Here is a 15,971-nt window from a genome sequence, read left to right on the forward strand (position 1 = left end):
TTTATCATAGCCACAAATAATTATAACCTATAATTATAAGCAATTCACATAATCATTTTTCCGCCAATTGTAGCCCACATTTAAATGTAGGCTACACAATTTACGTACACTAATACCAACGGATTATAGGCTGTACACTTAAATCTCAAATTTATCTATTAGCAAATCAAATTTTTTATCTTCACCATAATAGTACATATAACTACTATAAACATACTCATCTACTCTATTAACTAAATTACTTCTGATTGGATTATTGTGAATGTATTCAATGGTCTTTATTATTTGGTTAGGGTTTCTGATTGCATTATCATAAAATTTTCTCTGCCAAATTTGTCCATGATTATCATAGATTTTGTTATACATTCTCGAAAAATTTCCTTTTATTCTCTTCATTATTTCAGATATGTTTTTATTAGCACAAGGATGTATAATAATATGTACATGGTCAGGCATAATAACAAAACCATAAACATTAAAGTCATATATATATTTAAGATAGGTTACTACTACAATGAAAAGTTCACATGCTATTTTATCATTAAAAATTTCTTTTCTGTTATGGGTTACTGTTGTTATAAAATAGCACATATTATCTTCATAATACCTTTTCATTTTATAATTCTCCAATCATTAAATTTAAATCATTTTTTCATAAACGACATAGACAGCTCACAATTCATTGTGAGCAAACAATTTATTGTGACAATTACACCACTATATCATACTTGCTGTTTTCAAATATCAACAATATTATTACCCTGTAGCCCACAATTAATTGTGGGCTACGATGTTTTTGGTGTTGTTTTCCAAATGATGTTTTACATAATCTTTTACATATGTAATAGCATCATAGGTCACTCTTCTATTTTGTCTACAGCCTGTATCGTAGGTCACAATTAATTGTAAACTACGATTAATATATGCCTTTTCGATAGGTCACATTGAAATGTGACCTGCATATCTACATCTTTATCTAGATTATTCTATGTAATTCTCATATATCCTCTAATAATTTACATTTTTCTTTATAATCCAATGGTTGTAGTTGTAGCTCACATTTAAATATTGGCTACAGAAATCGCTAAAAGAATAAATAGAACATATTGGGGAATTGTCGATAAAATAAGGCGCTTAAGGCAAGAAGGAAAGCTTTAATACACAAAGACAATTGTAGCTTACATCTAATAAGATTGTAATATGGTTGTAGTTTTAGTATGAAGATTATAGATTATAATAGATTGTAGTAATAAATTGTAGCCCACATTTAAATGTGGGCTACAGATTATTTTACTTATTATCTTAATAATTGAAGTACTCCTTGAGGCATTTGATTTGCTTGCGGTTTATCAATCACCTTTCGATGACTGCCAGACTATATCTTCACCCAAAATTAATTGCCTATTGTAAACAATCAATTTTGGGGCTGGGCACTTCGGGGAAGCCTCATCCCCTACGGACCTCATCACCATATAATTGTCAATTGACAATTACTTAGGTGGTACGTCCTAGTCGTTGAACCTTCTCCATCCTTTCGGAACAGGAGCTCGGCTGCTGATCATCCAATCCACTCTGCTTTTTAACCTATCACGCTTACCCTTTCGGATTACGTTGTAGGGAGAGTGGCTCTAAGGAAGTTCCAGAAATTCACCCAGTGATAATCTTAAGAGTTGCCTCTTAAGACGCCCTCAAATCTCTACCTAAGAAGTTGTAAAACTCCACTTGGCATCTGATTTGCTTGAGCTAACATTGCAGTTGCTGCTTGTTGTAGAATGTTATTCTTAGTGAATTCCATCATTTCTTTAGCCATGTCTACGTCTCTAATTCTTGATTCTGATGCTGTTAAGTTTTCTGAAGCTGTTCCTAAGTTGTTGATTGTGTGTTCTAATCTGTTTTGATATGCACCAAGTTTAGCACGTTCAGACGATACTGTCTGCAAAGCACTATCGATCTTAGTTATAGCTGAAGATGCACCTGTAGTAGTAGATACATCTAAATTAGAAACATTCAAATTAGTTGAATCCATTGCATTTATATTGATACTCATCTCTTGCCCTTCATTAGCACCTATCTGCATAGTTAACTGATTACTGATATAAATTTTACTTCCAGATACTGTTGCTGTTGTAGTACTTCCTTCATCTGCTTGCAATGTGAACGTTAATCCTTCAAATCCTCCAGTACCTCCAGTAACAGTAACAGTATTTCCATAGTATGAGAAAGTAGCTTCACCAGCAGTAGCTAAGCCTGATGCATTTGTTCCATCAGAACCATTTCTTGAAACTGAAGTATCTATATCATTTGTTGCAGTACCAGCAGTAAAGTCTGTAGCTCCATCTAAGCTACCAGCAGTTTTTTCAGCTACAGTAAATGTTTGGTCAGCATTTGCAAGTTCAGTTTCAAATTTGATTTGATTAGCAGAAGCATCCCATGTAGCAACAAGACCATCTACTGTATTTGTAATCTGCTTAGCTAAGTCTTCATAAGATTGACCTGCAGTTGTTCCAATATTATAAGTTTTACCATTAACTGTTATTATCAATTCATCACTTGTAGCTACTTGAGTAGCTCCAGCAGCTACTGTTAATTGCCCTGTAGCTTTTTTAGCTAACGTCGCATCAGCAGTAAATGTAATTGTACCTGCTTTAGTTGTAGATTTCATAGATAAATTAGTAATATTTTGTGAATCATCTGTTGAAAGTCCAATTTCACCAGTTAATAATTTTTTAGTGTTAAATTCAGTTGTATTAGCAATTCTGTCAATCTCATCAACTAATTGATCAATTTCTTTCTGAATTGCTGCACGATCATCAGAAGTATTAGTATCACTAGCAGCTTGTACAGCTAATTCTCTCATTCTTTGTAATATAGCTTGAGTCTCATTTAGAGCACCTTCTGCAGTTTGGATAAGTGATATACCATCTTGTGCATTTCTTGATGCTTGCTCTAAACCTCTAATTTGTCCTCTCATTTTTTCTGAAATTGCAAGACCTGCTGCGTCGTCTCCAGCTCTGTTAATTCTCATACCTGATGATAATTTTTCTAATGATTTGCTTTGCATAAAGTTTGCAGCACTTAATCTTGAATAAGTATTTAAAGCTGCTATGTTGTGATTAATTCTCATAAAATCTCCTCCTTGAATTTTTTTGTTTTTTGGCGTCCATGCCTACTATTTTGGATTTTATATAAAATCCAAAATAGAATTTTAAATGTTAAATGTTAAATTTTAAATATAAAAAAACTATAAATAAATTTTTGAAGAAAAGTAACTCTCTACGTCGGCCGCCCGTAGAAATGTTTATTTTCTTTTCATTATATTTATCGGCAGGTGCTTGTCCGACTTTAGCATTTTTTGAAAAATTTTTGAGAAAAAAATTAACCGACTCATTTGTCGGGTTATATTATTTAAATCCATATTACACACTTATTTTATAGATTTAAGCTTTGCTATATCAGCCCAATTACTTGCAGTTATAAGCTCAACATTAGTCATATCTTTTCTCAAACCTTCAATTTCTCCTTTGATATGTGCTATATCATTCATAATAATGTCATGTTCTGCTTTGTTAACTTGTGCTGAATGTTCTAATGCTCTTAAAATTTGTGTATGTTCGTCAAGTTTCTTCGTATGTTCATCAAGTATTCTTGAATGTTCATCTAGTTTACTTGTATGTTCATTAAGTATTTTGGTATGTTCGTTAAGTATCTTTGTATGCTTGTCAAGTATTCTAGTATGCTCATCAAGTGTTGATTTAATGCTTGATATATCTGATCTTATAGGCTCTAGTTCTTCTTTTAGCATTACTTTAATTGCTAACAGTAATTCCTTTTCCATATTCTCACCTGCCTTTAAAATTAATTTTTATTTTATCCAGCAGTTTTTAAAATCCCCGATTCCATTATACCATTTATATTCCTATTTTTTTAATATCCCTTTCAAAGTTCCAAAATCGACATTGTGTGTACTAGCTGCTTTTTGGTTTTCTTTTTGAATGGCTTCGTAAATTTCTTTTCTATGTATTTCTATATTTTTCGGCGCTTTTATACCAAGTTTGACCTTGCCATCTTCTACCCCTACAACAATAATTTCGATATCCCCATTTATAACTATGCTTTCATTCTTCTTTCTAGTCAGTACAAGCATATTTATTCCTCCTGACCTGGCTTACTAAGTTCTTCTAATATTAGATGTTTAGTAGTATATCTCTTATCTTCCAATATTATTTGCTTTCCTAGTCTATTTTTTAAATTGATTATTATAGGGCCTACTAAATTAGCTGTCATTTTTGTTATATCTTCTGGTACTACGACTATTGAATATACTAAAACATCTTTCTCTTCTTTTATTTTAAGCTTATCAATAACAGATTGGGGAATATCGAATTCGTAGTCCTTTTTGAAAAGAAATGGATTTATTATTACAAAGGCAAGGTCGGAATTGTCTATTGATTGGAGCCATTTAAATGGTATTTCTTCATCTGGGTTATTTATTATCACAAATCTCTTCTGTTCTTCAAAAGCTAATAATCCATCTGGGAATGTAATTATGCTGTTTTCGTCAATTTCTATTTGACCAAAGTGTTTTGTATTTAGTATCATTGTTGTTCCTCCTTTTTGCGAAAAATAACACACAATAAATTGTATACCGCACAATAAATTGTGCGCTACTAGCTAATCGTCAATTGTACATTGTAAATTGTCAATTATTTTTATTCAGTTACCAGTTGCCAGAGAAAAGGCGGCAGGAAATAGAGAAATGTCAACTAATTTTACATTTTCAATTTCTCATTTAAAATCCAGTACCCAGCACCTAGTACCTATTATCCTGTTCCCTGATCTCTGTCCTCTAATTCTAGTACCCAGTACCCGAATATCATATTCTGGCGTCCACGTATCTTATCTCTATACTAGATTTTTGTTTTAGATATGTTTCTACTTTTCCTCTTTGAAAATTAATACTAGGTTTATTTATTTTGTAATCTATATTTACTTTGCCTAATTCCCAATCTGTTTTTAGTCTCCCTTTTACATCTATTTTAGGTCTTGATTTTGGTATAACATCTATATTATAGTCTAATTCTTCCCATGCATTTTTTTCTGCTAGTTCAGGAATAGCTGAGGGCATACCGTTCTCTATTTGTGCCATTCTGTTGCCATCTTCTACTATTCTTGTAATTCCTTCTAGTACTTTTTGGTAACCAAGCCTTGCAGCTTCTTTAGTTAAATCTAAGTAATTTTTAAGACCAGATTCAGCAAAACACTGATACTGGTCTATAATAACTGTCGGTTTTTCACTCTCTATTTTAACTTTTGGCATAGTTGTATGTATGCTCTGCTCTCCTTTAGGCTGCCTGATATTCATCCGACCATTTGTTGTATTGATTTCAATTTGGGGACGTATTGTATTTATTTTTAGTGGCATATTTTTTCCTCCTATAGGATACCGATGCAAATATATCGCACAATGAATTGTGCGCTACATTATCTAATCGTCAATTGTCCATTGTAAATTGCCAATTATCCTGCACAATGAATTGTGCGCTACTATTTAATCTAAAATTTAACATTTACAATTTACAATTCGACTTTTTAGGATAGTTTAAACTATCTTAAAAAGTCGACAAGTGTTGGTTGTATTATTCTTGCACCTGCTGATAGCGATGCTCTATACACATTTTCGTTCATCTTTAAGTTCATAATAACCTCTGCAATATCTGCTTCTTCATTTTCAGATAAAAGTTTTGTAAAGTTTATAGATTGTGACTCTAATCTCTTTTTAGTTAATTCAAGTCTATTTGTCTTAGCTCCAATATCTGCTCTTACAGATAATAAATTCTCCATAACTTTATCTATTCTTCCAAGTGTTTTTTGTATAGTATCTGCGTCTCCATTATCTAAAGCTGTTTTTAAGCTGTCAAACATAGCTATTAAATAGCTCTGATCTGCATTTGTTGAATCTGAAGTTTTATTAGTATTGTCTATTTCATATCCGTTCACATCAGTATCAAAATTAGGATTATCTAAGTCACCTTCAAATTTACCAAAAACTTTAACTCCAACCACATTGACTGCTATTTTGTCAGCTATTCCTACATTATAATTCGAAATTTCATTTTTGCCTAACACATGAGGTGAAAAAGTCCCGGCCCCTACTTCATAGTTTGTTAATTTAAATTTACCATTTTCATCAACTAATGGTGTATCAGTTTTATATCCAGAAAATATATATCTTCCTGCATACGTAGTATTAGCTATATTTATCAACTGCCCTTTTAATTGCCCAATTTCTGCTGATATCATCTTTAAATCATCTTTACCATTCGTACCATTTGCAGCTTGAACTGTAAGTTCTCTCGCTCTTTGCAACACATCCTCTACTTCAGCTACAGCTGATTCTGTTATTTCAAGCCATGACACAGCATCATCTAAGTTACGTTTATACTGTTCTATTTTCGCAATATCAGTATTTAGCTTTAAACTTCTAGATACTCCAATTGGGTCATCTGATGGAAGCTGAAAATTCTTGCCTGAAGAAAGTTTTTTCTGTATCTTGTCCATCTTCTTAAGATTATTATTTAAATTTCTCATCATATTACTTATAAGCATATTATTCGTAATACGCATAACCAATCCCCTTTCAAAATACCGCTTTTCGATATTAGCTATTCGCCTTTCGCTACTCGCTATTCGATTGCCCAAAAGCGAACGACCAATAGCCAATCAAAAATTCCGCACAATGAATTGTGCGCTACGTTGCATTATATGTAGTGCAGAATTAATTCTGCGCTACTTACAGTCTCAAATTTTTACCGATAGCTGTTAGCTGATAGCCGGCAGCCTATTTTCAAACTGTCCTCTGTTACCTGTCCCCTGTTCTCTTTTTTATTCCCAGTATCCAGTACCCAGTACCCAGCACCTGCTATCTGCCGACAAGTCCTAATCTATTGATAGTCACCTCATATATTGCATCTATTGTAGTTATCATCCTAGCAGCTGCGTTGTATGACTGTTGAAACTTGACCATGTTAGACATCTCTTCATCTATAGATACTCCTGACTCTGATTCTCTCTTCTGTTTGATATTATCCATAATTGCATTTTGATTTTCACTCATCCTATCAGCTTGCTGGCTATCAACTGCAAGGTTAGATAATACTGCCTTTATAAAGTCATCTGGTGTACCTTGTGGAGTTGTATTGTCAAAAAACATTTTATCTTCTCTTAATGCAATAAGATTTAAGACATTTTCGTTAGCATTTACTCCATTAGGCTGCGTAGCAGCAGCTATATTATCTAAATTAGATACAATATCACCAGATAGCGATATGTTAACAGCCTTAACTTCATTTAACAGTTCATTTGAATTGGCATAATCAGAAGTTTTTTTGCCATCAGCAGTGAACAAAAATATTCCTGTTGTATCATTTAAGCCATATCCACTTGAATGTACTCCATTAATTTTTTCTGCAATTTTATTAGCAAATTCATCTAATCTCTTTATATAAAATACAACACCTCTATAATTATTTCCTACTCCATCACCATCTCTTAAATCTAACAATCCTTTAAGTTCTCCAGATTCTATTTTTACATCTTGATTTCCTAACTCCCATTGAACCTGAACTAATTTTTCCTTAGGGTTATTTACATTATCTATTACGTTTGGAGGGTCTTTTAGTAAATTTACTTGAGTGTGATCTACTAAAGACATTCCTCCGATTGAAACTGTAAATTTCCCTTCATTTTCGCTCACTTTAATGTTTACTATTTTAGATAATTCATCAACTAATAAAGCTCTTCTATCTCTTAAATCATTAGCTTTAGTACCATCAAGCTCAAGCTCATATATCTGTTTATTAAGATTTCTAATCTGACCTGCTAAATCATTAACCTGTTTTATTTTTGTACTCACTGCAAAGTTTAATTCCTTCTGCACTGCATAAAGTCTTTGAGCAGTCTCATTGATATGCCTCGTAAGAGCTACAGCCTTCTCTCTAACTAATGACCTGTGAGCATAACTAGAAGGATCGGTACTCAAAGTTTCCAGTGCATCAAAAAACTCGTCTAAATATTGTCTAAAGCTTGAATCTGAAGGTTCGTTAAATACATTTTCTATTTCAACTAAAGTATCTCTTTTTATTTCCCATTCTCCTGACGGAGCATTTTCTTGCCAATACTTAAAATCAACATAACCGTTCCTTACCCTAACTATATCGTATATTTCAGTTCCAGTACCTAGCATTCCTATTCCTGGCAATGTTAATGGAGAATTGGCTTTTTGTAAAACCTTCTGTCTTGAATACCCTTCAGTATTTGCATTTGAAATATTGTGACCTGTTGTATATAAAGATTTTTGGCTTGCTAAAAGTCCAGATACTGCTGTATTAAATCCAACCCAACCAGACATTTTACTCAGTCCCTTCGTAAAATGAATTTTAAATTTTAAATGTTAAATGTTAAATAATTTTTAGTCTTTATTTAGTATTGTTTTTAGCTGTAACTATAATTTTTGTAATTATTCTTATTAATTCCTCACAATCGTCAATCATGCTATTTATATATTTAGTTTCAATTAATTCACTATCTCTTAAAAGTCTAAGCCAATATCTAGTTTCAAAAGCTTCCTTTTGGGCAATTGATAACTTTGCAATAAAATCCTTTTTAGTATGACCAGAACAAGCTTCTTCTACATTAGCTCCTATGCTTGTACCACTTCTTAATAATTGATTTGACAAAATATACTCCTTTTTCTCTTTAGTCATATATTTATACATTTTTACTATTCTTAAAGCAAATTTATAGCTTTTTTCTTTAACAACATTATTTTTATCCATTGCTCCCCCATTTGAAACTTTTTAAATATTTAAAATTCAACATTTAACATTTAGCATTTGGAAGATAAATTGCTTGCAATTTACCTTCCGACAACTCCCATTTTATTTATTATATTATCTATCATTTCATCTATCGCGTTTACAACTCTTGTGTTAGCTACATATGAATGCTGATATTTAAGCATATCTGTCATTTCTTCATCTAAAGATACTGCTGATACAGATTTTCTCTTATCATCTATTTGTGATATAAGTATTTTCTGGCTTTCTTCCATAGTTGCAGCTTCATTTCCTGCAACTCCTATAGAAGATATTATATCTCTATAATAATCATCACTGTTTAAATCAGCAAATAGGTATTCGTTCCTAAGCTGAGCTATTTTCTTTGCTATTTTCCCGTCTCCCCTATCTCCAGATTGTGAAGCCGCTATATTGTTTAGTGTATCTAGATTAGGATTAAGTGTAATATTTCCAGCTTCAATCGGTTTACTGGAATTAGCTGCTACAAAGAAATCTTCTCCAACTGTTCCAAGCAAAGTTTTACCTTTTTTATGTATATAGTTTATATTTCTTGCTATTGTATTTACAAATGCATTTAACTTCTTTTTAATAGAAGGGATAATTTCTAAAAAGCTGTCGACCTTACCTATATGTCTACTCGCAGTATTTGTAGTTTCTTGAGAAAGGTTTTCAGCAAAATCAGTTTTAGTAATATCAACAATACTAAAGAATCTTCCACCAGTTCCATCAGTTATACTATCCCAACCATCTTCTCCAGCATCTCCAGTGTATTGGTATGTAGAATCTGATATAACAGTTGTAGATATCCCCAAATCATTTAATCTATCAACATAAGTTGTTATTTCATTATCTGAAATTACGTTTGAAGTTCCTCCAATATTTTCATCTGTGATAATTATTAGTTTTTTATGTGAATTCTGTCTAAAATCAGTCATTGATTCTATATTTGATATCAAACCAGATAAATCTTCATTTCCAACTTCTGCAACTTGTGATAGAGATGAGGTAAAATCATCAACAAAGCCACCTGTAATATCTGTAACCGAACCATCTCCAAATGTAATTAGCTTAAATTTAGGCTCAAGTCCTCTGTTTTTCAAATCATCTTTATAATTATTAATCATATCATTTATATCATTCATATTTGAAGAAGTTGTATCAACTGCAATAACTACATCTACTTCCTTATTTACCGTACCATTTCCTTCAGCTAATATAGTTGTTTGAACATCGCCTCTTGAATGAAGTAATCCTAAAAGCTCTCCACCTTCTATATTTACTTTTTCCGAAACATCTTTCCAAAATATATCTACAAAAGCACTTCCATTTTCTCTAGCCTCTATTTTACTATAAAACCTTCCGTTCACTAACCTTTTTCCACCAATAGAAACATTAACTACACCATTAGGCTCTTCATTATACTCCATATTTACAAGTTCTGATAGTCTGTCCAATAAAGCATTTCTATCATCTCTATAGTCATTTCCCTTATATCCTTTTACTTCATATGTTAATATATTTTCATTTAATTTAGCTATCCTTTGAGCAATATCATTTATTTCATTAACTTTTATATTTATTTCCTTATTAAGGTTGATTTGTAAATTATCAATCTGCTGACTTAAATGGTTTACAGTTTCTACAAAAGCTACAGCCCTTTCTTTAAGTAATCCTCTTATTGTGAGGTTATCAGGATCTTTCGAAAGTTCTTCCCAGCCATTCCAAAACTGGTCCATAACCTTTTGAAGGCCACTATTAGAGATTTCATTTAAAATCCCTTGTACCTGCTCAAATACCATATTTTTAGCAGACCAATAGCCAAATTTCTCTGATTGAAGTCTATATTTTAAATCTAAAAATTCATCCCTTATTTGTCTAATCTGCTGTATTATTACTCCTGAACCTATCTGAAAACCACCTGGAAGATTAGAATATTGACTAGTAGATTGAATAAGTTGCTGTCTTACATAGCTAGGATTATTTACATTAGCTATATTATGGGATGTTACGTCTAAAGATTTTTTATTTGTATATAAACCTGATATGGCTATTGACAATCCTGAAAAAGTCGAGCGCATAAAAGTACCACCTACACCTTCGCATCAAAAATGTTTTTGCTTTGTACTACTTCGTCTTTATTTACTTTATCACTATAAGTACTTCCAGTTAAAGCATTAGTCAAAAGGTTTACATTTAAATTAATATACTCCAAAGAATCCTTTATTAAAGCACTATTAAGTATATTTCTCTCTTTTAGTTTATCAAGAACATCAATTAACTGCTCTTTTATATCTTCTATTTCTTTTTTCTGTTCTTCACTCAAATAATCAACAAGCTTTGATATATTTTGAATTTTTTTCAATTTTAATTCCTCTTGAATTCTTGATAATACTTTTTCTCTTATATCTTCTAATTTACCTGCCTTTAATATCAATGCCTGTTCCTTTTGTGTAATCTTATCTAATTCACGTACCTGACCTGAAGTAATAATCTCTGTTTTATCTATAGATAATTCTAACATATGTTTATATAAATTTAGTTCCTGAGATAAAATCTCCTTTAAATCCTTAATCAGCTTCTCCATCTTCCTCACCACCCATTAAACTCTCTTGTCAATATTCACATTTTCAAACATCTTATCAACAATTTTACCAGAGTCTATTTTGTAGGTTCCTGTTTCTATTTGTCTCTTTATCTCTTCAACTTTATCTTTTCTAATATCAGGCACGTTTTTTAATGCTTTCATAGCAATTTGATATTCTATTGCTTTGTTAGACAAGCTTAATTTATCTTTTTTCTCAGCTTTAGCTGATGTTTTTATGTCTTTAATTTTTTTCTGACTATTATACATTTTTAAAGCTTTATAAATGTTATTATTAATTATTCTCATAAAAACACCCCATCCTTACTTTTCTACTTTTATTATCGGTAAGGATAGGGTAATACTTTAGATTATTTTTTATATCTTTCTGCAATATACATTTTATCCTTTTCTTTATTTTTTCTGATACTTTCATTTTTAGCTACAGCACCTTTTAGCTCTCTCTGTAGTTCTACTACACACTTATCACAAAATCTTCCTGTTTTGATAGGTTTGCCACATCTTTCACAAGCTAATATCAGATTATTATATTCATCCTTTAATTCTAATCTACCTTCTCTTAAATATCTAAGTATTTTTTTTACAGGTACACCAGTCTCTTCAGATACTAACTGTATATTTGCTCCTGGATTATTATATATATATTCCTTTACTCTGCTAAACTCTTCCTCTTCCTCTTTTCTACACTTAGGACATAATTTATTAATTCCATCATATGCAAATATTTTTCCGCATTTTGAACAGTTTTTAATATTCATAATATCACACCCCCTAAAAATATCGTATTGGTACAGTAGCTAGTGTAAGTACATAAACTTTGTTTGCTCCTGCTTTTAATAAAGTCTTACTGCATTCATCTACTGTTGCACCTGTAGTATAAATATCATCAACTAAAAGTATATTTTTATTTTTAAAAACATCATTATTTACAACCTTAAATGCATTCTTTACATTCTTAATTCTCTCTCTTTTATCAAGTTTATTTTGTACTTCTGTCTTTTTTACCCTCTTGAAATTTTTTATGTCTAAAGGTATTTTCAATATTTTAGATATATATCGGCATAAAAGCTCTGATTGATTAAATCCCCTATATGCTATTTTAGATTTGTGAAGTGGAACCGGTACAATAATATCTATATCATTTATATCACTTTCTTTAAAGGCTTGTACTAAAATTGGTCCTAAAGCCTTATACATATATGCCTTCTTACCATATTTATATTTGTATATAGCTTTCTTTACAAACCCTGTATATTCTAATGGTGATATTACCTTTTCAAAATAATGATTAAGTCTAATACAGTCAGGACATCTATCTGGTAAATACCCTAACTCTAATGGCTTACCACAAATAGTACATATATTGCCTTTTACAAAAGTAAGCTCATTAAAACATTTTTTACATATATGTGTTTCATCTACAACTGCATCATATTCTTCACAAATAAAGCATATACCTTTTTCAGGATAAATAAGTTCTAAAATCGTATTAAAAAATACTTTTAAAACATCTTTGAATTTATTCATTATCTTTATCCTTTCTGAATAAATTCTAAAACTTTATACAATCTCTTATTAAGCCCTGAATATCTTTTTGTAATTCTATTGTTATTTATCATCATATATAGAAACTTTTTATTGCCTACAAGTACAACTAACTCTTTTGCTCTAGTAATTGCAGTATATAAGAGATTTCTAGTTAAAAGCATTGGTGGGCCCCAGCATATAGGCATTACAACTACTGGAAACTCACTTCCCTGACTTTTATGAATTGTTGTTGCATATGCTAATTTAAGTTCATCTAACTGACTAAAACTATAAACTGCCTTTTTATTATCATCAAATAAAACAGTCATTTCACTTTCTTCTTCATCTATATCATAAACATACCCAAAATCACCATTAAATACACCTTCACCTTCTTCATTTGTACCATCATCTTTTATAATTTCCCACTTCATCCTATAATTATTTTTTATTTGCATGACCTTGTCCCCAACTCTAAAAATACTGTCTCCTACCTTTTTTTCATCTTTAAGTTTATGCTTAGGGTTCAAGATCTCTTGGAGCCTTTCATTTAGAGCATTTACTCCAGTATCTCCCTTTTTCATAGGTGTTAAAACCTGAATATCTTTTACAGGATTAAATCCATAAAACTTAGGTAATCTCTCTTTGCAAAGCTCTATTATAGTATCAACTACTTCTTCGCCAGAATCCTTATTAATAAAAAAGAAATCTTTCCCCTTTACGTTTAAAAAAGGTATTTCTCCTTTATTTATTCTGTGCGCATTTACTATAATCATGCTTTCTTGAGCCTGTCTAAATATCTCATTTAATTTAACTACTTTTACAACCTTGCTATCTATTATATCTCTTAACACATTACCAGGTCCAACTGATGGTAATTGGTCAACATCTCCTACCAATATCAATCTAGTCCCCGGCATTATTGCCTTAAGTAAATTATTCATTAAAAGTATATCTACCATAGAAACCTCATCTATGATTACTACATCTGAATCTATCGGTGTACCTTCATCTCTTGTAAATGCCATCCCTATTTCATCATCTACAAAACTATACTCTAATAGCCTGTGTATAGTCTTTGCTTCTCTACCAGTAGCTTCACTCATTCTCTTCGCGGCTCTACCAGTTGGAGCTGCTAATACTACAGACAATCCTTGATTTTCAAATAACTTTATTATGCTGTTTATTGTAGTCGTTTTTCCAGTACCAGGCCCTCCTGTTATAACTAAAACTCCATTAAAAATCGCTTGTCTTATGGCTTCTTTCTGATTCTGTGCAAATTTTATAGAGCTTTCCTGTTCTAATTTATTAATTTCTTCTTCTACATCTATATTGAGTTCCTTCAATTCTGTTAAAGCTAGCTCTATAATTTTCTTGCTTACATTAGCCTCAGCATAATAAAATGGCATATAGTAAACTCTAATTTCATTATCGACATTTTCAAGCTGAATCTCTTGCTTTAGTGCAAGAGCAGTAATTCCATCCTCTACAAGCTCTCTTTCAACTTCTAATAGACCCTTTGCTTTATCCACAAGTTCTTCCTTAGGTACATATGTATGCCCTTCAGAAGAAAACTCCATCAAAGTAAATTTTATACCTGCAAACACTCTATAATTAGACCTTAAATCTACCCCCATACTCCTTGCAATCTTGTCTGCCATTTTAAATCCTATGCCAAAAATATCTTCTGATAATCTGTATGGGTTTTCTTTTATTTTTGTTATTGTTTCATTTCCATATTTCTTATATATTCTAACTCCATATGTAGGACTTATACCGTATTCTTGAAGAAAAATCATAACATCTCTAAGTTCTCTTTGCTCTGCAAAAGCTTCTGCAATTTTTTCTGCCTTTTTCTTACCAATTCCCTCAACTTCTATTAATCTATCTGGATTATATTGAAGTATATCTATGGAATTGAGTCCGAATTTTTCAACAATTTTTTTTGCAGTTTTAGGTCCAATTCCAGGTATTAAACCTGATGCAAGATACTTTTCTATTCCATTTAATGAAGCAGGAACTACTGCCTGATATGTATCCACTTTAAACTGCTGCCCATAATTAGAATGGTACACCCAATTCCCTTGAACCTTAAGAGTTTCGCCAAGATTTATTATTGGTATATATCCTACTATAGTTACTACATCATCTTCAGTTTCTAATATGGCAACAGTATATCCATTCGATTCATTTTTATAAATTATCTCTTCAATAGTTCCCTGTAGAGTAATCAAAATTTTGCCCTCCGATTTGTATTTTAAATTAATTATATCATTTGCCTATTATTGGTGTATAGTGTTTCGTCGTTCGTGTAGCTTTTTTAAAATATCCATCAACTGGTTTACCAAAAAAACTATATCTCCTTTAGTCGCTGGCTTATTGTATTCATTATAAAAATCGTGGCTGCTTTCTTTAATTAAACCATATGTTTTTTTATCATATACTCTTTTTACTATTTCGCCATGTCTTACATGTTTATATGCTGTCTTTAAAGTTTGATTAATTCTTACTTTGACATTTCCTTTGAGTATTATATATACCTCATTCTTTTCTTCTTTTATATCGTTAATAAACTTCAAATTAAAATATCCAAACGACCCATCATTTTTAAATATAGGCTTTCTAACCTTTAATGGTATAAAAATATTTTCACTATCAAATGGAATAGGAACTATGTTAGAAATTCCTATCATTTTACCATAGTATTCTCTTGATGCCATCAAATCAAGAGTATAAAATTTAGCTATATTTTTAAGTACAGTTTTTATACTCTTAAAGATGTAATCTTCTTGTGTTTTCAAAGTTATCACCTTAGTACAATTCCCGTACATATCAATATATATAGGGATTATAGCCATAATTTCATCATTTAATAATTTTTCAACATTAACCATTTTTCCCCACCCCTTTCATATCAAAATTATATATCGAACATATGTTTGTGTCAAGTAGATATGAATATAGGTACTTGGTACTGGGTACTAGGT

Annotated in this window: 16 protein-coding genes; all 16 read right to left on the bottom strand. The window is 31.2% G+C overall.

Annotation, left to right across the window (positions count from 1 at the left end; genetic code table 11):
• Positions 1-138: 138 nt before the first annotated feature.
• The 16 genes from TR13x_RS10105 to TR13x_RS10180 all read right to left on the bottom strand — a co-directional run bounded on the left by TR13x_RS10105 (position 139) and on the right by TR13x_RS10180 (position 15,878).
• A complete protein-coding gene (locus TR13x_RS10105) occupies positions 139-615 on the bottom strand; it encodes an REP-associated tyrosine transposase (protein WP_054871815.1) in 477 nt (158 codons plus the stop codon).
• 1,081 nt (positions 616-1,696) lie between these two features.
• Positions 1,697-3,124 carry a flagellin gene (locus TR13x_RS11400; RefSeq protein WP_054871816.1) on the bottom strand — a complete coding sequence of 476 codons (1,428 nt, stop codon included), beginning with the start codon at positions 3,122-3,124 and terminating at the stop codon, positions 1,697-1,699.
• A gap of 300 nt (positions 3,125-3,424) precedes the next feature.
• On the bottom strand, positions 3,425-3,835 hold the full coding sequence (locus tag TR13x_RS11065) for a hypothetical protein (protein WP_152912148.1): 411 nt from the start codon (positions 3,833-3,835) through the stop codon (positions 3,425-3,427).
• An 81-nt stretch (positions 3,836-3,916) separates the two neighbouring features.
• The gene (csrA, locus tag TR13x_RS10120; protein ID WP_054871817.1) at positions 3,917-4,144 is read right to left on the bottom strand and encodes a carbon storage regulator CsrA; all 228 of its coding nucleotides are present in this window, start codon (positions 4,142-4,144) and stop codon (positions 3,917-3,919) included.
• A gap of 2 nt (positions 4,145-4,146) precedes the next feature.
• Complete coding sequence (gene fliW / locus TR13x_RS10125) at positions 4,147-4,599, bottom strand: flagellar assembly protein FliW (RefSeq protein ID WP_054871818.1); 453 nt, start codon at positions 4,597-4,599, stop codon at positions 4,147-4,149.
• Between the two features lie 274 nt (positions 4,600-4,873).
• Entirely contained in the window at positions 4,874-5,422 is a 549-nt protein-coding gene (locus TR13x_RS10130; RefSeq protein ID WP_242851760.1) for a DUF6470 family protein, read from the bottom strand.
• 182 nt (positions 5,423-5,604) lie between these two features.
• On the bottom strand, positions 5,605-6,624 hold the full coding sequence (gene flgL / locus TR13x_RS10135; protein ID WP_054871819.1) for a flagellar hook-associated protein FlgL: 1,020 nt from the start codon (positions 6,622-6,624) through the stop codon (positions 5,605-5,607).
• A gap of 295 nt (positions 6,625-6,919) precedes the next feature.
• Positions 6,920-8,407: a flagellar hook-associated protein FlgK gene (flgK, locus tag TR13x_RS10140; RefSeq protein WP_054871820.1), complete on the bottom strand. Its 1,488-nt coding sequence runs from the start codon at positions 8,405-8,407 to the stop codon at positions 6,920-6,922.
• Positions 8,408-8,474: 67 nt separating this feature from the next.
• Positions 8,475-8,834, bottom strand: coding sequence for a four helix bundle protein (locus TR13x_RS10145; protein ID WP_054871821.1), 360 nt, complete (start codon positions 8,832-8,834; stop codon positions 8,475-8,477).
• Positions 8,835-8,914: 80 nt separating this feature from the next.
• The gene (flgK, locus tag TR13x_RS10150) at positions 8,915-10,933 is read right to left on the bottom strand and encodes a flagellar hook-associated protein FlgK (protein ID WP_054871822.1); all 2,019 of its coding nucleotides are present in this window, start codon (positions 10,931-10,933) and stop codon (positions 8,915-8,917) included.
• 11 nt (positions 10,934-10,944) lie between these two features.
• The gene (locus tag TR13x_RS10155; protein ID WP_054871823.1) at positions 10,945-11,439 is read right to left on the bottom strand and encodes a flagellar protein FlgN; all 495 of its coding nucleotides are present in this window, start codon (positions 11,437-11,439) and stop codon (positions 10,945-10,947) included.
• 15 nt (positions 11,440-11,454) lie between these two features.
• The gene (flgM, locus tag TR13x_RS10160) at positions 11,455-11,745 is read right to left on the bottom strand and encodes a flagellar biosynthesis anti-sigma factor FlgM (RefSeq protein WP_054871824.1); all 291 of its coding nucleotides are present in this window, start codon (positions 11,743-11,745) and stop codon (positions 11,455-11,457) included.
• Positions 11,746-11,807: 62 nt separating this feature from the next.
• Complete coding sequence (locus tag TR13x_RS10165) at positions 11,808-12,215, bottom strand: TIGR03826 family flagellar region protein (RefSeq protein WP_054871825.1); 408 nt, start codon at positions 12,213-12,215, stop codon at positions 11,808-11,810.
• A gap of 13 nt (positions 12,216-12,228) precedes the next feature.
• Positions 12,229-12,984: a ComF family protein gene (locus TR13x_RS10170; protein WP_054871826.1), complete on the bottom strand. Its 756-nt coding sequence runs from the start codon at positions 12,982-12,984 to the stop codon at positions 12,229-12,231.
• A gap of 5 nt (positions 12,985-12,989) precedes the next feature.
• Positions 12,990-15,218: an ATP-dependent RecD-like DNA helicase gene (locus TR13x_RS10175; RefSeq protein WP_054871827.1), complete on the bottom strand. Its 2,229-nt coding sequence runs from the start codon at positions 15,216-15,218 to the stop codon at positions 12,990-12,992.
• Positions 15,219-15,266: 48 nt separating this feature from the next.
• On the bottom strand, positions 15,267-15,878 hold the full coding sequence (locus TR13x_RS10180) for a hypothetical protein (protein WP_054871828.1): 612 nt from the start codon (positions 15,876-15,878) through the stop codon (positions 15,267-15,269).
• Positions 15,879-15,971 lie beyond the last annotated feature (93 nt).

The sequence above is a fragment of the Caloranaerobacter sp. TR13 genome, from assembly GCF_001316435.1.
In the GTDB taxonomy this organism is placed as follows: Bacteria; Bacillota; Clostridia; order Tissierellales; family Thermohalobacteraceae; genus Caloranaerobacter.